Origin of the sequence: Actinoallomurus soli, assembly GCF_024055715.1 — a bacterium.
GTDB lineage: Bacteria > Actinomycetota > Actinomycetes > Streptosporangiales > Streptosporangiaceae > Actinoallomurus > Actinoallomurus soli.
Map to the genome: position 1 here is coordinate 160,325 of NZ_JAMXMV010000010.1, position 21,423 is coordinate 181,747.

General features: G+C 70.3%; 18 protein-coding genes and 1 tRNA gene. 9 read left to right on the forward strand and 10 right to left on the reverse strand.

Annotated features, from left to right (window positions below; translation table 11 throughout):
- Positions 1–36: 36 nt before the first annotated feature.
- Complete coding sequence (locus NDW01_RS24700; RefSeq protein WP_252824003.1) at positions 37–570, forward strand: hypothetical protein; 534 nt, start codon at positions 37–39, stop codon at positions 568–570.
- On the opposite strand, the gene NDW01_RS24705 is transcribed toward NDW01_RS24700, so the two are convergent.
- The 5 genes from NDW01_RS24705 to NDW01_RS24725 all read right to left on the reverse strand — a co-directional run bounded on the left by NDW01_RS24705 (position 503) and on the right by NDW01_RS24725 (position 5,762).
- The gene (locus NDW01_RS24705; RefSeq protein WP_252824005.1) at positions 503–1,747 is read right to left on the reverse strand and encodes a hypothetical protein; all 1,245 of its coding nucleotides are present in this window, start codon (positions 1,745–1,747) and stop codon (positions 503–505) included. The genes NDW01_RS24700 and NDW01_RS24705 overlap by 68 nt on opposite strands.
- A 69-nt stretch (positions 1,748–1,816) precedes the next feature.
- On the reverse strand, positions 1,817–3,103 hold the full coding sequence (locus NDW01_RS24710; protein WP_252779298.1) for a homoserine dehydrogenase: 1,287 nt from the start codon (positions 3,101–3,103) through the stop codon (positions 1,817–1,819).
- 32 nt (positions 3,104–3,135) lie between these two features.
- Positions 3,136–4,515 carry a diaminopimelate decarboxylase gene (lysA, locus tag NDW01_RS24715; RefSeq protein WP_252824010.1) on the reverse strand — a complete coding sequence of 460 codons (1,380 nt, stop codon included), beginning with the start codon at positions 4,513–4,515 and terminating at the stop codon, positions 3,136–3,138.
- A gap of 22 nt (positions 4,516–4,537) precedes the next feature.
- Positions 4,538–5,275, reverse strand: coding sequence for a DALR anticodon-binding domain-containing protein (locus NDW01_RS24720; RefSeq protein ID WP_252824012.1), 738 nt, complete (start codon positions 5,273–5,275; stop codon positions 4,538–4,540).
- A gap of 109 nt (positions 5,276–5,384) precedes the next feature.
- Positions 5,385–5,762 carry a response regulator transcription factor gene (locus NDW01_RS24725; protein WP_252779297.1) on the reverse strand — a complete coding sequence of 126 codons (378 nt, stop codon included), beginning with the start codon at positions 5,760–5,762 and terminating at the stop codon, positions 5,385–5,387.
- A gap of 587 nt (positions 5,763–6,349) precedes the next feature.
- On the opposite strand from NDW01_RS24725, the gene NDW01_RS24730 reads away from it, so the two are divergent.
- From NDW01_RS24730 to NDW01_RS24745, 4 genes are all read left to right on the forward strand, one after another.
- Positions 6,350–6,421, forward strand: a tRNA-Arg gene (locus NDW01_RS24730).
- Between the two features lie 487 nt (positions 6,422–6,908).
- Positions 6,909–7,157, forward strand: a complete 249-nt coding sequence (locus NDW01_RS24735) for a hypothetical protein (RefSeq protein ID WP_252824015.1) — start codon at positions 6,909–6,911, stop codon at positions 7,155–7,157.
- 621 nt (positions 7,158–7,778) lie between these two features.
- Positions 7,779–8,090 (forward strand): PASTA domain-containing protein, encoded by a 312-nt coding sequence (locus NDW01_RS24740; protein ID WP_252824018.1) that lies wholly within the window; start codon positions 7,779–7,781, stop codon positions 8,088–8,090.
- Between the two features lie 155 nt (positions 8,091–8,245).
- Positions 8,246–8,530 (forward strand): hypothetical protein, encoded by a 285-nt coding sequence (locus tag NDW01_RS24745; protein WP_252824020.1) that lies wholly within the window; start codon positions 8,246–8,248, stop codon positions 8,528–8,530.
- 49 nt (positions 8,531–8,579) lie between these two features.
- On the opposite strand, the gene NDW01_RS24750 is transcribed toward NDW01_RS24745, so the two are convergent.
- Both NDW01_RS24750 and NDW01_RS24755 read right to left on the reverse strand, forming a co-directional pair.
- Positions 8,580–9,209 (reverse strand): M15 family metallopeptidase, encoded by a 630-nt coding sequence (locus NDW01_RS24750; protein ID WP_252824022.1) that lies wholly within the window; start codon positions 9,207–9,209, stop codon positions 8,580–8,582.
- Positions 9,210–9,350: 141 nt separating this feature from the next.
- Entirely contained in the window at positions 9,351–10,049 is a 699-nt protein-coding gene (locus NDW01_RS24755) for a phosphotransferase family protein (protein ID WP_308211773.1), read from the reverse strand.
- A 296-nt stretch (positions 10,050–10,345) separates the two neighbouring features.
- On the opposite strand from NDW01_RS24755, the gene NDW01_RS24760 reads away from it, so the two are divergent.
- Both NDW01_RS24760 and NDW01_RS43930 read left to right on the forward strand, forming a co-directional pair.
- On the forward strand, positions 10,346–11,881 hold the full coding sequence (locus NDW01_RS24760; protein WP_252824024.1) for an arabinofuranosidase catalytic domain-containing protein: 1,536 nt from the start codon (positions 10,346–10,348) through the stop codon (positions 11,879–11,881).
- A 190-nt stretch (positions 11,882–12,071) separates the two neighbouring features.
- The gene (locus NDW01_RS43930) at positions 12,072–13,757 is read left to right on the forward strand and encodes a cellulose binding domain-containing protein (protein WP_252824026.1); all 1,686 of its coding nucleotides are present in this window, start codon (positions 12,072–12,074) and stop codon (positions 13,755–13,757) included.
- A 24-nt stretch (positions 13,758–13,781) separates the two neighbouring features.
- On the opposite strand, the gene NDW01_RS24770 is transcribed toward NDW01_RS43930, so the two are convergent.
- Both NDW01_RS24770 and NDW01_RS24775 read right to left on the reverse strand, forming a co-directional pair.
- The gene (locus NDW01_RS24770; protein WP_252824039.1) at positions 13,782–14,501 is read right to left on the reverse strand and encodes a cache domain-containing protein; all 720 of its coding nucleotides are present in this window, start codon (positions 14,499–14,501) and stop codon (positions 13,782–13,784) included.
- On the reverse strand, positions 14,498–15,265 hold the full coding sequence (locus NDW01_RS24775; RefSeq protein ID WP_252824043.1) for a FadR/GntR family transcriptional regulator: 768 nt from the start codon (positions 15,263–15,265) through the stop codon (positions 14,498–14,500). The genes NDW01_RS24770 and NDW01_RS24775 overlap by 4 nt, the downstream gene beginning before the upstream one ends.
- 204 nt (positions 15,266–15,469) lie before the next feature.
- Between NDW01_RS24775 and NDW01_RS24780 the strand changes: the two genes are divergently transcribed.
- Positions 15,470–17,095, forward strand: a complete 1,626-nt coding sequence (locus NDW01_RS24780) for an APC family permease (protein WP_252824045.1) — start codon at positions 15,470–15,472, stop codon at positions 17,093–17,095.
- Positions 17,096–17,221: 126 nt separating this feature from the next.
- Positions 17,222–18,370 carry a CaiB/BaiF CoA transferase family protein gene (locus tag NDW01_RS24785; protein WP_252824047.1) on the forward strand — a complete coding sequence of 383 codons (1,149 nt, stop codon included), beginning with the start codon at positions 17,222–17,224 and terminating at the stop codon, positions 18,368–18,370.
- Between the two features lie 76 nt (positions 18,371–18,446).
- Here NDW01_RS24785 and NDW01_RS43935 read toward each other — a convergent pair whose 3' ends face one another.
- Entirely contained in the window at positions 18,447–21,329 is a 2,883-nt protein-coding gene (locus tag NDW01_RS43935) for a helix-turn-helix transcriptional regulator (RefSeq protein WP_308211774.1), read from the reverse strand.
- Positions 21,330–21,423: the final 94 nt, after the last annotated feature.

The following is a 21,423-nucleotide window of genomic DNA, read 5'->3' on the forward strand; positions in this document are numbered from 1 at the left end:
CGTGGGGCGGCTCGGACGCGGCGTGGCGCGGCTCGGATGCGGCGTGGCGCGGCCCGCGTACGGCGGCCGGCCCGGATCGTCGGCCTGCTGGCGCTGCTGGGCGGGGCGATGTACCTGCCGTTCCGCCCGGAGTGGGCCTACTACCGCGAGGACGTGCCCGCCACGCACACGCGGACGGTCGCGCCCGGACGGCCGGCCGTGTTCCAGCAGATCCGCTGGACGCTGCTGAGCTACGGCAGGGCCGAGTTGAAGCACGGCGACCTGCCGCCCGACCTCATCGGGTGGCCGGTCCGGCCCGGCGAGACGCTCGTGGTGGCCACGCTGCGGGCCGAGCCGCTGACCGAGAATCCCCGCGATCTCACCATCGACTTCTCGCTGCGCGACCACGCCGGCCACCGCTGGAGCGCGTTCGAGTGGCACACGTCGATCATTCCCGGTGGCACGGACCCCGCGTACGTGATGGGGCTCGTCCCCGACTGGGCGGTCGGCACGTTCGAGCTGGTCATGCGCCACCAGCATCAGGATCTGTCGCCGGCGCTGGGCGGTCCGCAACTGGTGTTCCGTCGCTGACCCTGCGCCGCACGAGGTCGAACGTCGCCGCCAGCAGGGCGAGCCGCAGGATCTCGCCGACCATGCGGTGCCCGAACTCGATCGGCACGAGGACGAGGTTCCAGAACCGTACGGTGTGGTCCGTGCCGATCAGCGCGACGACGCCCCGCTGGAGGGGATCGAGCAGTGCGCCGATCGCCACGTAACAGAGGCAGAACCAGGCGAAGACGTACGCCCCCGCGCGGTGCGCCAGCCGGAGCGCGTGCACGATCGGCACGTACTTGTCCCGCAGGCTCCGGCTGGCCACCTCCGCCAGGCGGCGCCGCCGCCCCTCCAGGCGGTCGGGCAGCCGTTCCAGCGGCGTGCCGCGGATCGCCTCCCGGTCGTGCATCTCCAGCCCGTACACGATCGCGGCGATGGCGAGCCACACCAGCGGCAGGACGAGGGCGTCCTTGACCGGCCCGGGACTCGGCGCGGGCACGATCCGGGTGATCGCGTGCCAGAACGCCCGGTCCGCGAGCCACCGCTTGGCCGCCATGACGGACTGCATGATCGAGTACAGCGTGTAGAGGGTGAAGTTCACCTCGAAGAACGCGGTGAGGATCCCCATCACGCGGCCGTGCTTCTCCTCGTACCGGCGTTCGCAGAGGACCCGCAGCAGCCACGACACCGCGGCGACCAGCAGGCAGGCCGCGATCGGCAGGTCGAGGACGTTGCCGACGTTCATGACGTCGCCGGTGTTCACCCGCCGCTGGGCGTCCGCCCGCAGCACCTCGCGCAGGTCCGTGGTGTAGAGGTTCCAGCCGAAGTAGACGAGCACGAATGGGAACAGCGTCCGGCCGACCGCGGTGACGTACGGCTCGTCGGGATCCTCGATCACCGACAGGCCGCGGCCGAGCGTGAACAACATCCCGATCGTCACGACGAGCGAGGCCAGCACGGCGACGCTCAGCGGCAGCAGGACGGCGACCTGCCGGGCCCCGGGATGACGGCCGCTCCCGAGATGGGAGATCCCCTGGAGAAGGACGTACCGGACGATCGACCCGGCGCTGAACCACATCACCAGGGGCACGAAGAAGCGGGCGGCGAGCCGGAGCGCCGACACCGGCAGCAGCGCCGCGCCGAGCGCTCCGTCACGTCGTACGGCGGGGCGGTCCGGCTCGGCGGCTTCGTCGGCTGGTGCGGCGGAGGCGGCCATCGCCCGAATGCTAGTGCGACCGCTCCCGCTCAGTACGCCCTTCTACCGGTCTCTGCTCGCTCGCCCTTCTCACTCGTCGCCTTCGACGCGCATGACGCTGGCGACCTCGCGGACGATCTCCTTGTCGCGGAGGTTCTCGACGGTGGCCGAGAGCGCGCCGTCGGGAGCCCGGTGGGTGACGATGACGAGCTGCGCCTTCTGGCCGTGGCCCTCCTGGCGGACGGCCTGGATCGAGACGCCGTGGTCGGCGAAGACGTCGGCGACGCGCGCCAGCACGCCGGACCGGTCCGCCACGTCCAGGGAGACGTGGTAGCGCGTGACCGTGTCGGCCATCGGCAGGACGGGCAGGTCGGCGTAGGTCGACTCGGCGGGGCCGCGGGTGCCGTGCACCCGGTTGCGGGCGACGGCGACCAGGTCGCCGAGCACCGCGCTGGCGGTCGGCGCGCCGCCGGCGCCCGCGCCGTAGAACATCAGCGACCCGGCGGACTGCGCCTCGACGAACACCGCGTTGTACGCCTCGCGGACGTTCGCCAGCGGATGCGTACGCGGGATCATCACCGGGTGGACGCGGACGGACACGCCGCGGCCGTTCCGGCCGTCGTCCGACGGCACCCGCTGGCAGATCGCCAGGAGCTTCACGACACAGCCCATCGCCCGGGCGCTCGCGATGTCGGCGGAGGTGACGTCCGCGATGCCCTCCCGGTGCACGTCCGCGGCGGTCACCCGCGTGTGGAAGGCGAGCTGGGCGAGGATCGCGGCCTTGGCCGCCGCGTCGAACCCCTCGACGTCGGCGGTCGGGTCGGCCTCGGCGTACCCGAGGGCCTGAGCCTGTTCGAGGGCCTCGGAGAAGCCGGACCCCGAGGTGTCCATCTTGTCGAGGATGTAGTTGGTCGTGCCGTTGACGATCCCCATCACCCGGTGCACGTGGTCGCCGACCAGCGACTCGCGCAGCGGCCGCAGCAGCGGGATCGCGCCCGCCACGGACGCCTCGTAGTAGATGTCGACGCCGTGCTCCCGGGCGGCGCCGAAGAGCGTCGCGCCGTCCTCGGCGAGCAGGGCCTTGTTCGCCGTGACGACCGACTTGCCGGACTTCATCGCGTCCAGCAGGAGGCCGCGGGCGGGCTCGATGCCGCCGATCACTTCGATCACGATGTCGACGTCGGGGCGGGTCACCAGCCCGGTCGCGTCCGTCGTCAGCAGCTCCGGCGGCACCCCCTCGCGCCGCTTGTCCTTCCGGCGCACCGCGATGCCGACGAGCTCCAGCGGAGCTCCGACCCGCGCGGCGAGGTCGTCCGCCTGCTCGTCCAGGAGGCGCACGACCTCGGTGCCGACGACGCCGCAGCCCAGCAGGGCGATCTTCAACGGTGGCCTCAGGGGCTGGACGGGGCTCACGGCGACACCTCCAGGCGCAGCAGATCGTCCTCGGTCTCACGGCGCAGGATCAGCCGCGCCCTGCCGTCCCGTACGGCGACGACCGCCGGCTTGGGCACGTGGTTGTAGTTGTTGGCGAGCGAGCGGCAGTACGCCCCCGTCGCCGCGACCGCGACCAGGTCGCCGGGGGCGAGGTCCGACGGCAGCCACAGGTCGCGGACGACCATGTCGCCGCTCTCGCAGTGCTTGCCGACCATGCGGCTCAGCATCGGCTCGGCGTCCGAGCGCCGGGAGGCCAGCGCGGCGGTGTACTCCGCGCCGTACAGCGCGGTGCGGATGTTGTCGCTCATCCCGCCGTCGACGGAGACGTAGGTGCGCAGCCCCTCCAGCGGCTTGACCGTGCCGACCTCGTACAGCGTGATGCCGCCCGGTCCGGAGATCGTACGGCCGGGCTCGACGGTCAGGCGCGGGACGGGGAGGCCCTTCTCCTCGCAGGCGCGGGTGACGATGCCCCGCAGGTTGTCGGCGATGTGCTTCGGATCGAGCGGGTCGTCGCCCTCGAGGTAGGCGATGCCGTACCCGCCGCCGAGGTCGAGCTCGGGCAGTTCGACGCCGTGCTCCTCGCGGATGGCGTCCAGCAGCTCGACCACGCGCCGGGCGGCCAGCTCGAAGCCGTCCGTGTCGAAGATCTGCGAGCCGATGTGGGAGTGCAGGCCGACGAGCTCGAGCTCCTTGATGCCGATGACCCGGCGGGCGGCCTCCTGCGCCGTCTCGCGGGCGAACCCGAACTTCTGGTCGTCGTGGGCGGTGGCGATGAACTCGTGCGTGTGCGCCTCGACGCCCGTCGTCACGCGGACCAGCACCTTGGGCCGGACGCCCATCTCCCGGGCGAGGTGGCCCAGGCGGGCGATCTCCTCGTAGGAGTCGACGACGACGTGGCCGACGCCGACCTCCAGCGCCCGCGCCAGCTCGGCCATCGACTTGTTGTTGCCGTGGAACGTGATCCGCTCCGGCGGGAACTCCGCCCGGAGCGCCACCGCGAGCTCGCCGCCGCTGCAGACGTCGAGCCCGAGCCCCTCGTCCTTCACCCACCGGGCGATCTCGACGGACAGGAACGCCTTGCCCGCGTAGTAGACGTCGCCGTCGCTGAACGCGGCCGCGAACTCCCGGCAGCGGGACCGGAAGTCCTCCTCGTCGTAGACGTACAGCGGTGTGCCGAACTCCGTGGCGAGATCACGGACGTCCACGCCGCCCACCGTCAGCACCCCGTCCTCACGGCGGGCGCCGCGCGGCCACACGCTCGGCGTGAGCGCGTTCAGGTCGCTCGGCGGCGGCAGGGGGTGGTCCTCGGGCAGCACGTCCGCGTGCCGAGGGCCGGCCGGGTGAACTCGACTCATCGACTGCTCTCTCTGTCGGGGCTCAAAGACGGTCGTTCGGGGTCTCGCCGAGCATGCGGAGGCCGTTGCCCAGGACGATGTACGCCGCTTCAGCCAGGCTAAGGCGTGCCGAATGGTGGCCGGTGATGATTTCGTCGCCCTTGGGCAGCGGCGAGCACCACTCGTGGACGTCGTGATACGCGTCGGCGATGAGCTCCAGTCGCCGGGTGAACGGCCGCGGATCCCCCGTCCGCACCGCCTGCTCGGCCCGGCCGGGGAACTCCGCGAGCAGCGCGAGCAGGCGCTTCTCCCGCGGGTCGGTCAGCGGCCCCTCGGCCGCGTGCACGCCCAGGTCGGCGGCCTGCCGGCGCACGGCGGCCGCCCGCGCGTACGCGAACCGCACGACGAATCCGGGGTTGTCGAAGGTCAGCGGGCGTTCGGGCCAGGTCGCCCGCGGCACCGGCACGGGCACGACGCCGTACGTCTCGTCGATGCGCGCGATCAGCGAGGCGCTCACGCCGATCGACAGGAATCCCGGCCCCGTCACACGTACGTCGCCCACCCCGGGCATCCGGCCGAGCCGGTCGGCGAGCAGCTCCGCGATCTCCTTGGCGGGCCGCCCGGCGTCGCGCGCCAGCCGCAGTGGAATCGGGGTCGCGTAGTCCCCGTCCGCGGTGACCGTGACGGGCACACGGCCGGGCACGGGAACGGCGAACTCGCCCTCGTCGACCGCCCCGCGGACGGCGGCCACGACGGCGGCGTTCAACTCGGCCGGAGTCACGACATGAGATTAGCCGACCAGCATGTGGACATTCGATCGCCGTGGGCCGTCGTCACGCGAGATTCTCCGGCCCGCGACGCCGGATCCGGGCATCCGTCCGCTTCCCAGGTCAGACGACCGGACCCGCACCGGCCAGCTCGCGGACCGTGCGGATCAGCTCGGCGGGGTCGAACGGCTTGGTCACATAGGCGTCCACGCCGATCTCATGCCCGCGCCGGATGTCATGCTCCTGGGCCCGCGCGGTGATCATGACCACCTTGATGTCCCGCGTCTCGGGGTCGTCGCGCAGCTTGACCGCCGTCACCCAGCCGTCGAGCCGGGGCATCATGACGTCGAGCGTGATCACGTCCGGCGAGATGTCCCGCACCCGGTCGAGGCAGTCCTGCCCGTCCACGGCGGTCAGCACCTCGAAGCCCTCCAACTGGAGGTTCACGGCGATCAGCTGCCTGATCACCTCGTCGTCGTCGACGACCAGCACACGTCCCAGTGTCACGACCGCCAAGCTAACGCTTTCCCGGGCCGGGACACGCGGATAACGGCCACACTGATGCCACACTCAGCCACACACCCCGCCGATCCACCGACCAACTCGGACAGAAGGGGCAGCTCCCCCCTCCACGACGCCCTCGCGCGGCCGGGGAGGACAGAACGCTCGCGGGCACCCCGTCCTGTCGGGCGATTCGTCCCGGTACGACCCGCAATGTCAGGGGCTTCACCGAACGTTGTACCTGCCGTCGCCCCTCCCGCGCCCCGCCGCTCCGCTCGACCGACCGCTCCGCCTGATCGGGCGTTCCATGATCACTGGTGTCCACTGCCGACAGGGAGCAGTAGACGCCAGTGATCTTGAGCGCGACTTCAGCTTCAGCCCGGCGTCCGTCGACGCGCGCACGAGGCGCCCGGCTACCGGCCAGCGACCCCGCCGGCGACCCACCGAGCGGCGACCACCACGCGAGACGATCTTTTCTCACCCCCGGTGAGCGACGTTCACCCAGCTCATGTGCGCCTTGGTGGCTCGTATGACCGCGGAATGTGTTCGAGCAGGGTCGGTGGGCTGCTAGTCTTTATCCGTCCCGAGCCCCCTTAGCTCAGGGGATAGAGCACCGGCCTCCGGAGCCGGGTGCGCTGGTTCGAATCCAGCAGGGGGCGCGCATCCTGATCAAGGAAACCCCGGCCCACCAGCCCAGATGCTGGAAGCCGGGGTTTCGCGCATGTGCAGCCATATGTCACCGGACGCAGCCGCATGTCCATGATCGCGCACTATCCGCGTACTCACCGGGGGCTCCGACGCTAGCCGACCAACGCAGCGTCGATCTTGTCGAACCATCATTTCGTCGTGGCCGTCAAGGCGGCGGCGCCCCACGCCGCCTCAGGTCACCCGCTCCGGCACGCCCTACGGGCGTGCGGCGTGGGTGCCGGTCCCTCCCGTCGTGCCGATCGGGCGGCCCCGGCGAACGAATGCCCAACCGCGGATTCCCTCCCCCCGCCTCGACCCGGAAGGCCTGAAGGAGCGACGGCAGAGGGAATGACCGGGCGGGTGGACCTGTAGCGTCCGAACAGACGAGTGCCCCCGGCCCTAAGCAAGGGACGAGCTGTGATCCAGAGGTCCACCGAGGCAGTGCTCCTATCGGCCGGAGTGGGCGTCGCCGGTCTATGGCTTGCTGGCGTCGGAATCGCCATACTGACCAACTTCCGAGAGCTGGCGACTTGGTGGGCGCGGCAATACGAGATATGGCGTCCGTCTCCTCGACACGACGCGCCGATCACCCCACAACAGTGGATCCGCACCAGAGTCGTCGGCCTGGTTTTCCTGACCGGTGGTCTCCTGGCCGTGGTCACCGCCCTGGTCGTCGTGACTGACTGGATCATCGCCACGTTGGGCTAACGAGAGTGACGGCCGGGCGAACACTTCGGAACGCGCGTCACGGTCCAGCCGGCCTGGGGGCGGTACGTAATGGTCAAGCTGCGGCGGGCGGCACCGGAGCAGCCGTTCCCTCGCGCGCGCCCTGGCGCAGGACTCAGCCGGGATCTACCTAGTGAGGGGCTGACGGGCCAGGCCGAGTAGCGGTCCACCTTCGCCTCACGCGCGTCCATCCCCGAGCCGCCGTTCAAGCTTGTCGAGACTCGACCGAGTCGCACGAAATATCCTCCTCTTCGGCGTTTGATTGTTTTGCCGATATAAGCGGAAGGGATGCTGGAAGTGGGAGGCCGCCGCAAATCACTAGAAGAAGAGCATATTCCATCGGGACCTTCACGCCTTTCTGGCAACCCGGCGGCGCCCCTGCGACCAGGCCGATGAGCGTGGTCGCCACGAGGGCTGGTTCGGCGCCGAGGTAGAACGCGGCCGCCCTGCGTAGGGCACACCGACTGCTGCAGACACAACCCGTCCAGCCTCCGCAGCTTCCGCCGGCACATGCACTCGCAGTGACGCCGACGCGCCCGCGGCGCTCGCTGTGACCGGCAAGGTGAGATCATCGACCCGGCTTGGCGGAACGGGGAGGAACCGATGAACCGGCGCGTCCTGGTAGGGGCACTGATCCTTGCGACGATGCCCGTGCTGACGGGGTGTGCGGGTGTCGGAAGCGCCCGGCCGGCCAGGACGGGCAACGTCACGATGCCGAACCTGGTCGGCAAGAACGCCGCCGTCGCCAAGGACGACCTGGAACGGCTCGGGTTCGCCGATGACCGGATCAAGCTGAGCCCTCAAGGGCACGTCTTCGTCGCGATGCCCTCCCACTGGGTGGTGACCGATCAGTCGGAAAAGCCCGGCGGGCAGGTCAGTCTCCAGGAACTGATCGTTTTGACCGTGGTCAAGTGACCCGCTCCGGCTCGCGGCACTACGGATGAGGAGCAGCGTCCACGGGAGCACTCCGCTGCGCGAGGGCGCGCGTCCTGATCAAACAAAAGCCTGGCTACCAGCTCGAACACTGTTCCGCTATCGAGGATGTCCTTTCGGAGCCTAGGCTCGGGTGCATGGATCTCAAGGACGCCTCGCGCATGGTCCTCATGGAATCCGGCCCGCATGCGGATCTACACAAGGTCGCCCAAGCCGTCTATGACGACTATTCCGCCGGTCGCGAGGTCCCCTCCGTGGCGCTCACCGCCATGCTCGCCGAAGCCAGCCGCAAAGGCGTCCTTCTCAAACTCAAGCAGCGGCACGGCGACCACGCGGTCAACGACATGATCACCGTGCTCGCCCACGAGGCGGACCGCCGGCGTACCATCACCGGGGTTCCGCCGCTCGCTGGAAGGCGCTGACTTCCGAACCGGACGAACGCCTCCGGCGGGGCGCTCCGGCTCTCAGAACTCACACCGGCCCGTAGACGGCGTTCTTCGCACCGGTCAACAGAGCCCAATAACGGTCGCCGAATGACCAGTGCCACCACTCGGTCGGGTAGTTGACGAAGCCGGCGGCCGTCATCGTATCGGCGAGCAGGTCACGATTCGTACGGGCCGCAGGGGACACCGGGGCGTTGATCGGGCACGTGTGCTCCTGGCCGGAACGATGGCCGTTCACCGGGCCTCCCATATCGAGTTCACGGCCGTCGACACCGACAAGGGTCAGATCCACCGCGGCGCCGGCACAGTGCGGCGCGACATCGACGGGAGAAACGAAGGCGCTCGCCTGCCGCCGCAACTCGACCGGGTCGCTGATTCCTTGGCTCCTCAGGCGTTCTTCGTAGAGTGAGAACCTCCGGGCTTGTTCACCGGTCGCGCGGTGGCCTTCGATGATGAGCAACCTGACCCCACCGGGAAGATCGGCAGCGGCAGAGCGCAGGCGGTGCAGGACACCCATCCTTACGCGGCCGTAGGCTCCCTCGGCATCCCGCTCGCGCGGGTCGAGGAGGAGTCGCGGAACCGTACCGACCTCGGCAAGCGGTTCACCGCACTCGACCACGGGGACCCGAAGAACCCGGGGATCACTGAGCAAGATCATGACTCGTGCGTACCCATGCAGGCGAGCAGTCGAGACAAACGGTCGGCTTGTCGTTCGGCGGTCCCAGGAGGGTTGCGGGGATTCGTCCCGTCGTCCGAAGCCAGCATGAACAGCCAGACAAGGGCCAGCAGCCGGCGACACTCATCCAGCCGGGGCGGATTCCGCTGTCGTCAGGTCACACTGATCCAGGAAGAACTCAACGTCGAAGGGATTCTCGACCCAACTGGCCACGTGTTCGGTGATCTCAGCCAGCTCAAAGGCACGATCGCCACGGCCCGACTCCTCGAAGTCGACGACTCGTACCCGGGAACCGTCCCACAGGTAGTTGGCGAGGTTGCCGTCTCCAGGTCTGAAGACGGACGGGACTTCGAGTGATACAGCCGTTTCCAAGCCCGAACCGGCCAGCCACGACAATCCCTGGTCGATGGCCTCGCCCACCTTGCCGGAGAGTCGGGCAAGGATCTGCGGCACAGCACACGAATGGATCCAGGCGATGAGTTCTCGCTGGTGGCCCGGCCTGAGCGGGACGTCGGCCAAGATCTCCGGCGGCAGCGCGGCATGAAGTTCCCGCACCGCCGCTGCCAGAGACCTGATCCGTTGTTCGCTCAGTGAATCACCGCGCAAGGGTTCACCGGGCAATCGGGACATCATGACGGTCGGTCGCGCAGCCGCGACGTCCAGCTCCACAGGCTCAGGGGCGAGCCCCGGCGCGTAGATGGTGAGCAGAGTCAACGCGCGCCATTCTCGCTCGCACCGGTCTCGCCCTCCCTCCCGGAACCTTTTGACCACCGTTCGCGGCCCCAACTCGACCGCATGCGTGCTCCAATCGGCAGAACCCACGCTGCCCGCTCCTTACACCCCGACAGTGACGCCAACCAGCGAATGGGGGCAGGTGACCACGAAAGCGCCATGAAAGGTCGTTGACACGTAGCGACACGCAACTTAATCTCCACGCGAACCATTCCGAACGACGTCCGAAATATCGAACAGCGGGAACGAGGCCACGAATGTTTAAAGTCCCGCAGATTCCGCCTGCCCGCCGAATTCTCCCGTCCGGAGGGCTCCCCCTTCCCTGGAGCGGCGGCCAACGATCCAGCAGGCGCGGCTGAGCGATCTTGAGCGGAAAGGAAGACCAGGTGCAGCGTTCGTCCGTTCTCTCGGGCCACCCGGCTCGTGGTGCGCATTCCCCGGCGGTCATCGCCGCGTCGATGCTGGCGGCGCTGGCCACGGTCTTGACGGCCGTCGTCACCTGGGCGGCACCGGCGTCGGCTGCGGGTACGGGCCCCTGTGACCTGTACGCCTCAGGTGGTACGCCCTGCGTCGCCGCCCACAGCACGGTGCGTGCGCTGTACGGCTCGTACAGCGGCAACCTTTACCAGGTCAGGCGTTCGTCGGACAACGCGACGAAGAACATCGGCGTGCTGAGCGCGGGCGGTGTCGCCGACGCCGCGGCGCAGGACTCGTTCTGTGCGGGCACCACCTGCGTCATCACCGTCGTCTACGACCAGTCCGGGCATGGAAACGACCTCTGGTACCAGGGGCCCGGTGGGGTCGGCGGCTCCGACACCCCCGCGAAGGCGACCAGCGAGTCGCTGACGCTCAACGGGAGCCGCGCCTACTCGCTCTACATCAACCCCGGCAACAGCTATTGGCGAGATGGCCATCTGACGGGCGTTCCGACCGGCAGCGCACCCGAGGGCATGTACATGGTGACCAGCGGCACCCACGTCAACAATGGCTGCTGCTTCGACTACGGCAACAGTGAGACGAGCCGGAAGGCCGACGGTCCCGGCGCGATGGATTCGATCAATTTCAGCACGTCGTGCTGGTTCGGCGGATGCTCCGGATCCGGTCCCTGGGTCCAGGCGGATCTGGAATGGGGTCTCTTCCCCGGAGGAAGCACGTCCTGGAACCCGAACCAGCGGGCGTTCGGCAACCGGTACGTCACGGCGATGCTGAAGAACAACGGCACCTCGCGGTTCGCGATCAAAGGCGGTGACGCGCAGTCCGGCGGCCTGACGACGCTCTGGGACGGGTCCCTTCCCAACGGCTACAGCCCGATGAAGAAGCAGGGGGCCATCATCCTCGGGAGCGGCGGTGACTGCTGCAACGGCAATACCAACCTCAGCGCGGGCACCTTCTACGAGGGCGCGATCGTCTCCGGTTATCCGTCGGACGCCACGGAGAACGCGGTGCAGGCCAACCTGGTCGCCGCCGGATATGGGTCGGGCGGCGGGAACGACGGAGGCGGCATTCCGACCGGCTGGGCGAAGATCGCCAACGTCACCTCCGGCCTCACCCTGGACAGCGGCGGCAACGTCGCCTCCGGCTCGGCCCTGAAGCAGTGGGGCTACGACGGGTCCACCAACCTGCAGTGGCAGCTGGTGGACCTGGGCAACGGCTACTACCGCATCGTCAACCGCACCAACGGCATGGTGGCCGACAGCTGGGGCAACACCGCCAACGGCGCGAGCTGCCTGCAGGCGGCCTGGAACGGCGGCAACAACCAGCAGTGGCGGCTGAACAGCCTCGGCAACGGCCGCTACCAGATCATCAACCGCGGCACCGGAACCGCCCTGGACGGCGCCGGCAGCAGCTCCAACGGCTCAGCCACCGTCCTGTGGACCCCGAACCCCAGCACCAACAACGAATGGACCATCACCGAGGCGTGAGGCCCCGAGTTCCCTCGTTCAGCCCCGGCTGCTCCCCCTTCATGAAGGTCAGGTTCCCATGGCAGGAGTGCCCGTTCGACGACGCGGACCCCTTTCCCCGACTCGGTTCCTGCTCCGTGTGCTCGCGGCGGCGTTCGTGTCCGCCGCGGCGGCGTTGGCACCGATCAGCGCGACCTCCGCATCAGCCGCCGTGGCCGCCACCGTATCGGTCGACGCCGGCCGGTCCCTGGCCTCCATACCGTCCGCCGCGTTCGGCATGAACGTGGCCGTTTACGACGGGCTGATGAACGACTCCCCTGTTCCAGGACTGCTGAAAGGGGCGGGCATCGGCGCGGTGCGCTACCCGGGCGGCTCGTACGCCGACATCTACCACTGGAAGACCAACACCGCCGACGGCGGATACGTGGCGCCGGGCACCGACTTCGACACGTTCATGGGCACGGTCCGTTCGGCTGCCGCACAGCCGATCATCATCGCCGACTACGGGTCCGGCACTCCGCAGGAGGCCGCGGACTGGGTGCGGTACGCCAACGTGACCAAGGGATACGGCGCCAAGTACTGGGAGATCGGCAACGAGGTCTACGGCAACGGCGAGTACGGCTCCGGATGGGAGCACGACGACCACTCCAGCAAGAGCGCGACCACCTACGCCACGAACCTGCTGCAGTACGCGTCGGCGATGAAGGCGGTCGACCCCAGTATCAAGATCGGCGCGGTGCTGACCACCCCCGGAAGCTGGCCGGACGGCATCACCGGGCCCGGTGACAGTGCCGACTGGAACCACACCGTCCTGTCGATCGCCGGTTCGAAGATCGACTTTGTGATCGTGCACTGGTACCCGGGCGGCAACAGCGCCGCCGACCTGCTGACCAAGCCCCAGGCCCAGATCGCCGGCATCACCGGCACGCTGCGATCGCTGATCAACCAGTACGCCGGTGCCAACGCCGGAAACGTGGGCATCGCCGTCACCGAGACCAACTCCACCATCGACAAGGACACGCACCCGGCCGCCCTGTTCGCGCCGGACGACTACCTGACCTGGCTGGAGAACGGCGCGTTCAACGTCGACTGGTGGAACCTCCACAATGGCTCCAACGGCACCGGCACCGTCGACGGTGCCACCGACTACAACGACGAAGGCGTGCTCTCGAACGCCTCCGGCAGTGAGCCGCCCGCGGAGACACCGTTCGCTCCCTATTACGGCATCCAGATGATGACCAAGCTCGGCGCGCCGGGCGACAGCCTCGTGAAGTCGAGCAGCAGCCAATCCCTCCTGACCGCGCACGCGGTCAAACGGACCAACGGCGATGTGGACCTGCTCTTCATCAACAAGGACCCGTCGAACGCGTACACGGCGAACATCTCCTACAGCGGGTTCACCCCGTCCACGGCCGCACCCACCGTCTACACCTACGCCCGGAACGCCACGTCCATCGCTTCCACCACCACCGGAACCGCCACCAGCCAGACGATCCCCGCGTACTCGCTGGTCGTCGTCCAGCTGCACCCAGGCAGCGGTGGCGGCGGGACCGGCGGTGGCGGTGGGACCGGCAGCGGGGCCTCCTGCCGGGTCGACTACACGAAGAACGAGTGGTCGGGCGGCCTCACCGGGAACGTCACCATCACGAACACCGGCACCGGCGCCATCGACGGCTGGACACTGACGTTCACCTTCCCCGGCGACACCAAGGTGACCAGTGCCTGGAACGCCACGGTGACTCAGAGCGGGGCGACGGTGACCGCCAAGAACGCGTCGTACAACGGCGGCATCGCCGCCGGAGCCAACACGTCATTCGGGTTCCAGGGCACCTGGACGAGCAATGACGCGGCCCCGACCGGTTTCACCCTCAACGGCACGAACTGCACCACCGGCTGAATCACCGGGCGGCGACCGCACCCATCACTGCAGCCGCAGGGATGTCACTGTCCATCCCGTCAAGGCGCACAGTCGGGTCAGTGCGGCGGAGTTCACCGTGTCGGTCGGGTCACACCACGCGGTCAGCCGGTCTCCCGGCGCCGCCGCGGCCGTGTTGGCGGCGATGACCCGGCCGTCGGGGTTCACCAACGCGTACGGAGACGGCTCGGCGCACAGCGCGGGCATGATGCGGCGTTCCAGGCGGTCGCAGGGGACGTCCAGGGCCGCCACCCCCAGCGGCCGGGTGCCGTGGAAGACGGGGACGGACAGCGTGAAGGTGTACTCGTTCGTGCACGCGTAGTCGACGTACGGGCCGGTGACGTGCTGCTCCCCGGAGCGGATCGGCGCGTCGAACCACTCGTCGTGGAAGTAGTCGAAGAAGTCGGGTCCGTCCGGGTCGAGGTTGACGCGCAGCGGCTCGGGGGTTCCGCCGCACGGCCGCCACCACCATTCGAGCCAGTACGGGGCGTCGCGCAGGAGGCCGGGGGCGGCCACGATGCCGGTGCCGATGGCCAGGTCCTCGAAGGCGTCCAGGGTCTCGCGGATGCGCGGGCGCAGCGAGGCGATGTCGCCGAGCGTGTACGCGTCGGGCCGGGCCCCGAAGGAGGTCTCGAAGGCGGCGGCGGTGTCGCGCAGGGACCGCAGGATCCGGTCGACGTCGTCGGCGAGGGAGGCCCAGGCCCGTTCGGCGGGGGAGGTCGTCACTGCTCCGCCTCGGTCTGGTAAACGCCGACACGCCACCGGATCAGCAGTTCCACCTCGTCCGTGACCTGCTGTTCGGCCAGTCGCCGGGCTCGTTCGGGGTCTCCGGCGGCGATGGCGTCGACGAGGGCGAGCCGGCCTCGTACGGCCTCGGCGTGGTCGGCGTCGCCGAGCAGGGTCCACGTCAGGTCGCCCCACTCGGCGCGCAGGTTCGCCTCCTCCTGGGTGAGCCGGGGTGACTGGGCCGCCAGGGCGACGGCGACGCCGAACTCGGCGTCGGCCTGGCGGCGCTCGGCGGCGGTGTCCGCCGCGGCCAGCCGCGCGGCGCGGCGGCGCAACGTCTCGATCTCGGGGGCCGTCGCGCGGCGGGCGGCGAGGAACGCCGCGGTGCCGAAGACCGCCAGCCGCAGGTCGCCGAGCTCGCGGAGTTGCCGGACGGTCAGGTCGGCGTGCCCTGGACGGCTGTGGGGGCCGCCGGCCGGCCGGGCGACGAAGCTCCCGCCGGCCCGGCCGCGGCGGGTCACGACGAGACCGCGCTCGCGCAGGGTCGCCAGGGCCTCCCGGAGCGTCAGGGTGGCGACCCCGAGTTGGTCGGACAGCGTCGCCTCGGAGGGCAGGCGCTCACCGGGAGCGATCAGGCCGAGGCGGATGGCCTCCGCCAGCCGATCCGCGATCTGGTCGGCCCGGCCGGACTGGCCGTTGCCCAGGGCCTGGATCGCGCGGACGGCGGCGGTGGTGAGACCGGAAACGGGGGGTGCCGACGCCATTCGCACCTTCCTCGGTTAAGTCCTGGTATCGAACCTTGACACTAAAACATTTAGGGCTAGATGATTTGCGAGCCCAACGCAACGATCATGTAGCGCAGCGTGTCAGCGCAGGTGCCCGAGCCGGGACCGGTGTGGGCGCGCGGCGCACGATCATCGCCCCCCGCCCGGTCCCGCCAGACCGGCCGACAGATCAACGAGGCCATCATGACCGACAGCACCGGCGTGTCGACCGAACCTGACGAGGACGCGGCTCATCTAGAGCGCCTCGGTTATAAACAGGAACTGCACCGCGTCCTGGGATTGTTCGACAACTTCAGCGTGGCCTTCTCCTATCTGTCGCCGATGGTCGGGGTCTACTCGCTGTTCGTGCTCGGTGTGGGCACCGCCGGACCTCGCTACCTGTGGCTGATGGTGCCGGTGGTCGGCTTCATGCTGCTCGTGGCACTGGTGTTCGGGGAGCTGGCCAGCCACTACCCGATCGCCGGCGCGCTGTACCAGTACGGGAAGTGGAGCGTCGGCCCGCGGTACGGCTGGTGGATCGGCTGGATCTACGGCCTCGCCCTGCTCGTCACCGTCGCCAGCGTCGACACCGGCATCGTCAGCTACCTGACCGCGCTGCTGAACAACCTGTTCGGGACGCACCTGAACGGCACCTCGCACGGCACCATCCTGGTGGTGACGGTGCTGCTCATCGCGATCCAGACGCTCATGAACACCGTGGGCGCCAAGCTGATGGGGCGGATCTCCCAGCTCGGCGTGTTCGTCGAGACCATCGGCACCTTCGGGGTCGCCATCGCGCTGGGCATCGCCGGGTTCCACCACGGGTTCGGCTTCCTGTTCTCCAGCAAGGGCGCCGAGCACGCGTCGGCCAACCCGCTCAAGGTCGACTTCGGCGGCCACTGGCTCACCGGCGCCGCGCTCGTCGCGGTGCTCGCGCACGCCTACATCTTCTATGGCTTCGAGTCCGCCGGAGACATCGCCGAGGAGACCAAGTCGGCGTCGCGGATCGTGCCCCGGGCGATGCGCTCGGCGCTGCTGTACGGCGGGGTGGCCTCGGCCGTCCTCGTCATCGGCCTGCTGCTGGCCATGCCGTCCGACCCGAAGGGTTACGCCAACGCCGCGTCGTTCGACGGTGGGGTGCCCGCCATCCTCGGCCAGCTCCCGTCCTGGTCACAGAACCTGTTCCTGGTCGTCGTGTGCGTCGCCTTCTTCTCCTGCGGCACCGCGGTCCAGGGCGCGGGCTCGCGGCTGATGTACTCCTACGCCCGGGACAAGGCCGTCCCGTTCAGCCACAAGCTCAGCGTGGTGTCCAAGCGGTTCCACACTCCGGTCAACGCGCTCCTGGTCGCCGGCGTCGTCCCCGTGCTGTTCACCCTGCTGGTCAACGTCAACCCGGCGCACAACGTCCACATCCTGTGGTTCGAGCTGCCCGCCGGCGTCAACGCGCTGACCCTGCTCGTCTCCTTCGGCGTGTCGGGCATCTACCTGTCCTTCCTGCTGACCGTGGTGGGTTCGATCATCGCCAGGGCACGGGGCTGGCAGCCGGCCGGGACGTTCCGGCTCGGACGCTGGGGCTGGCCGGTCAGCATCCTGGCCGCGGCGTACCTGGCGCTGATGCTGCTCAACATCGTCTGGCCGTCCGGCCTGTCCAGCCCGCGCGGCAGCCTGTTCAACTTCGACTGGATCACCCTGATGGTGATCGTCGTGCTCCTGGTCATCGGCGCGGTGTACTTCGTGCTCGCCCGTCCCTACCAGCGCCTGGCGGTCACCGGGCGGTCCGGCGTCCCGGCGACCGGCGAGGCCGCTCCGATCGGTGAGGGCGCCCAGTGACGACGGTACGGTCCATCATCGACGGCACGCCGGATCTCGGCGCCTGACGCCGCCGTTGCCGGACCCGCGGGCCTCAGGTCCCCGCCCGCGGGTCCGGCGACGGTTCTGCCGGGGAGGAGAGTACCGATGACCGAGCTGCCGCTGTCCGGTGTCCTGGTCGCCGACTTCGGGCGGGTGCTGGCCGCGCCGTACGCCACCATGCTCCTCGCCGACCTCGGCGCCGACGTGATCAAGGTCGAGCGGCCGGAGCACGGGGACGACACCCGGGCGTGGGGGCCGCCGCACGCCCACGGCGAGGCCACCTACTTCCTGGCCGTCAACCGCAACAAGCGATCGGTCGTGCTCGACCTGCGCGACGAGACCGGCCTGCGCCGCGCCCGTGAACTGATGCGCCGGGCCGACGTGCTGATCGAGAACTTCCTGCCCGGCGTCATGGAGCGGTTCGGGCTCGGCTACCAGCAGGCGCATGCCTGCAACCCCGGCGTCGTCTACTGCTCGGTCACCGGATTCGGCGCGGGCGCCGGGGCCGCGCTGCCCGGCTACGACCTGCTCATCCAGGCGGTCGGCGGCCTGATGAGCGTCACCGGCCCCGGTCCCGGCGAGCCGGTCAAGACCGGGGTCGCCGTCGTGGACGTCCTCACCGGGCTGCACGCGGCGGTCGGCATCCTGGCCGCCCTGCGCCATCGCGACGCGACCGGGCAGGGCCAGCACGTCCAGGTGAACCTGCTGTCCACCCTGCTGTCGAGCCTGGTGAACCAGTCGGCCGGCTACACCCTCGCCGGCGCCGTGCCCACCGCGATGGGCAACCGGCATCCGTCGATCGCGCCGTACGAGCTGTTCCCGACCGCGGACCGGCCCATCGTCATCGCCGTGGGGAACGACCGGCAGTTCGCCGCGCTGTGCCGCGGACTCGACGCACCCGAACTCGCCGACGACCCGCGCTTCACCACGAACGCCGACCGCGTCGCCCACGTCGAGGAACTCGCCGGCCTGCTGGCGCGGCGGCTGCGCCGTGCGGGCGCCGACGACTGGTTCGCCCGCCTGACCCCCTTGGGCGTCCCCTGCGGCCCGGTGAACGACCTGGCCCAGGCGTTCGGGCTCGCCGAGCGCCTGGGCCTCGCCCCGTACGCCCCCCTTCCCGGCGACGGGCCGGATCTGAACCTCGTGGCCGACCCGATCGGGCTGTCCGCCACCCCGGCGCGGTACCGGCGACGCCCGCCCCGCCTGGGCGAGCACACCGACGAGATCACCGCCTGGCTCGACGACCCCGCCTGACCTCGGGCACGGCACGCCGCGTCGTCCTCCCGGCGAAGGCCGGACCGGGTGACGACCGCGTCACCGCAGCACGCTCTCAGTCGGCGAACAGTCGCAGGCGATGCGCCGTGGCCGCGGCCTCTCCTCGGCTGGTGACGCCGAGCTTGGCGATGATCCGGGAGACGTGCACGCTGGCCGTCTTCTCGGAGATGAACAGCCGCGCGCCGATGCCCCGGTTCGACTCCCCCTCGGTCAGCAGTCGGAGGACCTCTCGTTCGCGTGACGTGAGACCGAGCGGGTCGGCTCTCCGTGCCTTCACCGGCGCCCCGGAGGCATCGGAGATCGGCAGGCGGAAGCTCCGCGCCAGCGCCTCGATCTCCGCGCTGAGGATGCTCGCGCCCAGGTCACGGGCCTCCTTCGCGGCCGTGGTGAGCAGGCTCCGTGCGCCGCGGTCGTCCCGCATCGCGAGGGCCGCCTCGGCCGCGCGTCGCCGTGCGTGACAGGCGAGGTACGGGTTCCCCGCCTTCTCCCACGCCGCCACGACGTCGTGCCAGAGCGGGCTCGCCGCGCCGATGGAGTCCAGCTCGGCGGCGAACTGCGCGGCATGGGCCCGCCACGGCGGCGTGTCGGTCGGCAGGTCGGCCGCGACCGAGCGGAGCAGCTCGGTGAGGTCTGCGATCTCGTCGGGTCCTGCAGGGACGCGCGGGTGTACCCCCGCCTCGATCATCGCTCCGGTGGTCACCAGCGCCCACGCGTGCGCCGCGAGCCGGCCGCGTACCCGCGCCGAGCCGAGGGCGCGGGCCACCGTACGGCGGGCGTGGTCGACGCGGTTCTCCCGGAACGCGATCTCCGCGTCCAGCCGGGCCATCGCCAGGAGACCGTCGTCGAGGCGGGGGTCCGGGCCGAAGTCCCCGCAGGCGGCGGAGAGGGACCGCGCTGCCGCCGTGAGGTCCCCGCGTGCGAGCGCGAGCTCGCCGCGCAGCAGGCGCGGATGACCGGCGAAGGCACCGCTCGGGTGGGCCTCCAGCGCGTCCACCGCGACGGCGTCGGCGTCGTCCCAGAGCCCCATCGCGAAGAAGGCCATGCCGAGGTTCGCGGCCAGGAGGGCGCCGAGCGTGGCGGAGAGCCCGCTTGCTCGTGCGGCGGCCAGCCCTTCCCGTGCGACGGTCACCGTCTCCGCGTGCAGCCCGGCCGCCCACAGCTCCCCCGAGAGGTGGACGCACGCGCGGGCGAGCCCGGGCAGGTCGCCGCGGCTCCCGGCGAGCGTGCGCGCCACTTCGAAGGCGGCCACCGCGCGTTCGTACCGCCCGTCCCGGGCCAGTGCGGCGCCCTGGGTCGTCAGCGCGGCGACCTGGAGTTCGCCGTCGCCCACCGTACGAGCGATCCGCAGGGCCTCCTCAGCGATCTCACGTCCGCGAACGGCGTCGCCGTGTCCGATCAGCGCGGAGGCCAGGATCTCCAGAACGGTCCCACGGGCCACGGAGTCGCCCGCGGGTACCAGCCGCTCGGCCTCCTCCAGCGCCGGCACGGCGTCGCCCGCCCTGCCGAGGCCGAGCAGGTGCCTGCCACGGTGTGCGAGCGACAACGCGGTCCGCTCCGGGCGCCGCGCCCGGTCGGCGCCGGCGAGCGCCCGCTCGATCAGGCCGAGACCCTGCTCGTACTCCCCGGCGAGCCAGGCGGCGTGCGATGCCTCGTACGCGAGATCGCCCTGATCCACCTCGGCCGGAGCCTGCGCCGACAGGTCCAGGGCCCGTCGCAGCAGCCGCCACCGCTCGGCGTGCGCATTCAGGCGCTTGGCGACGGCCGCCGCCCGCACCAGGGCCGGCAACGCGCGCGCCGGTTCTCCGGCACCCGCCCAGTGGTACGCGAGGCCGCCCGGCAGCCGCTCCGGAGGAAGCAGTTCGGGCCGGGTCTCGAGCGCGACGGCGTACGCCCGGTGCAGCCGCATGCGCTCACCCGGCAGGAGATCGGCGACGAGCGCCTCCCGTACGAGCGCGTGCCGGAAGTCGTACCCCTCGCCGTCGGCGACGAGCACGTGCGCGTCGATGGCCGCGCGCAGCGCGTCGAGCAACGTCTCGTCGGGCAGGCCGGCCACCGCGGCGACGACCGGGTGCGGCACCCGCGACCTTTCGATCGCGATGAGCCGGATCACCTGACGCGAGAGATCGGGAAGGCATTCGATCCGGCTGATCAGGAGATCCCGCAGTGAGTCGTCCAGGCTGAAGGAGGTTCCGCCGCGCTGCGCCCGGAGGAGTTCCTCGACGAGGAAGGCGTTCCCGCCGGAACGGTCGAAGACGCGACGGACGAGCGTGCACGACGGCCGCCCGCCCAGAGCCGCGGCGATCAGCTCGGCGGTCTCGGCACGGCCGAGACGTCCGAGTTCGAGGTGCCGGACGCCTTCCACGCGTTTGAACTCGGCCAGGAAGGGCCGCAGCGGGTGGCCTCGGTGAAGGTCGTCGGAGCGGTACGTCGCGATGATGAGGACGCGGGTGTCGCGCAGGTTGCGCGCGAGCACGTCGAGGAGCAGGCGCGTTGCCTCGTCGGCCCAGTGCAGGTCCTCGACGATGATCACAACGGGGTGATCGGCGCCGAGGCGCTGGACGAACACGGCGAACTGGTGGAACAGCCTGGCCTGGCCCGCGGGTGCGCCGCCGGGCGGCGCGAATCCCGGCTCGGGAAGGAGCCGGGCGAGGTCCGGCAGGCCGGAGCACAACGCGATCAGCGGGTCCGTCCCGATCCTGCCGATGAGTCCGCGGAGCGCCATGAGGATCGGGGCGAGGGGGAGACCGTCCCGGTCCGACGCCACGCACGCGCCCGTGAGGACCGTGACGCCACGGTCCCGGGCGCCGTCGGCGAACCGCTCGACCAGCCGGGTCTTGCCGACGCCGGCCTCGCCGCCGACCAGCACCACCTGCGCATCGCCCATGGCGGCTTCGTCGAGCGCGGCGGCGAGCACCTCGTACTCCCGCCGCCGGCCCACGAACGATCTTGCAGGCGTCCGCCCCACATTCCCTCCGGATCTGGCGATGTCCCGGCCACACGGGATCCCGGGAAGCCGGTGCGGTCGCCCGCCG

What these genes read in the sequence shown, in the direction of transcription:
- NDW01_RS24745 (WP_252824020.1), top strand. Translation starts at nt 8,246, where the DNA reads ATGGATCTCAAGGACGCCTCGCGCATGGTCCTCATGGAATCCGGCCCG.
- NDW01_RS24750 (WP_252824022.1), bottom strand. Translation starts at nt 9,209, where the DNA reads ATGATCTTGCTCAGTGATCCCCGGGTTCTTCGGGTCCCCGTGGTCGAG.
- lysA (WP_252824010.1), bottom strand. Translation starts at nt 4,515, where the DNA reads ATGAGTCGAGTTCACCCGGCCGGCCCTCGGCACGCGGACGTGCTGCCC.
- NDW01_RS24785 (WP_252824047.1), top strand. Translation starts at nt 17,222, where the DNA reads ATGACCGAGCTGCCGCTGTCCGGTGTCCTGGTCGCCGACTTCGGGCGG.
- NDW01_RS24700 (WP_252824003.1), top strand. Translation starts at nt 37, where the DNA reads ATGCGGCGTGGCGCGGCCCGCGTACGGCGGCCGGCCCGGATCGTCGGC.
- NDW01_RS24775 (WP_252824043.1), bottom strand. Translation starts at nt 15,265, where the DNA reads ATGGCGTCGGCACCCCCCGTTTCCGGTCTCACCACCGCCGCCGTCCGC.
- NDW01_RS24705 (WP_252824005.1), bottom strand. Translation starts at nt 1,747, where the DNA reads ATGGCCGCCTCCGCCGCACCAGCCGACGAAGCCGCCGAGCCGGACCGC.
- NDW01_RS24780 (WP_252824045.1), top strand. Translation starts at nt 15,470, where the DNA reads ATGACCGACAGCACCGGCGTGTCGACCGAACCTGACGAGGACGCGGCT.
- NDW01_RS24740 (WP_252824018.1), top strand. Translation starts at nt 7,779, where the DNA reads ATGAACCGGCGCGTCCTGGTAGGGGCACTGATCCTTGCGACGATGCCC.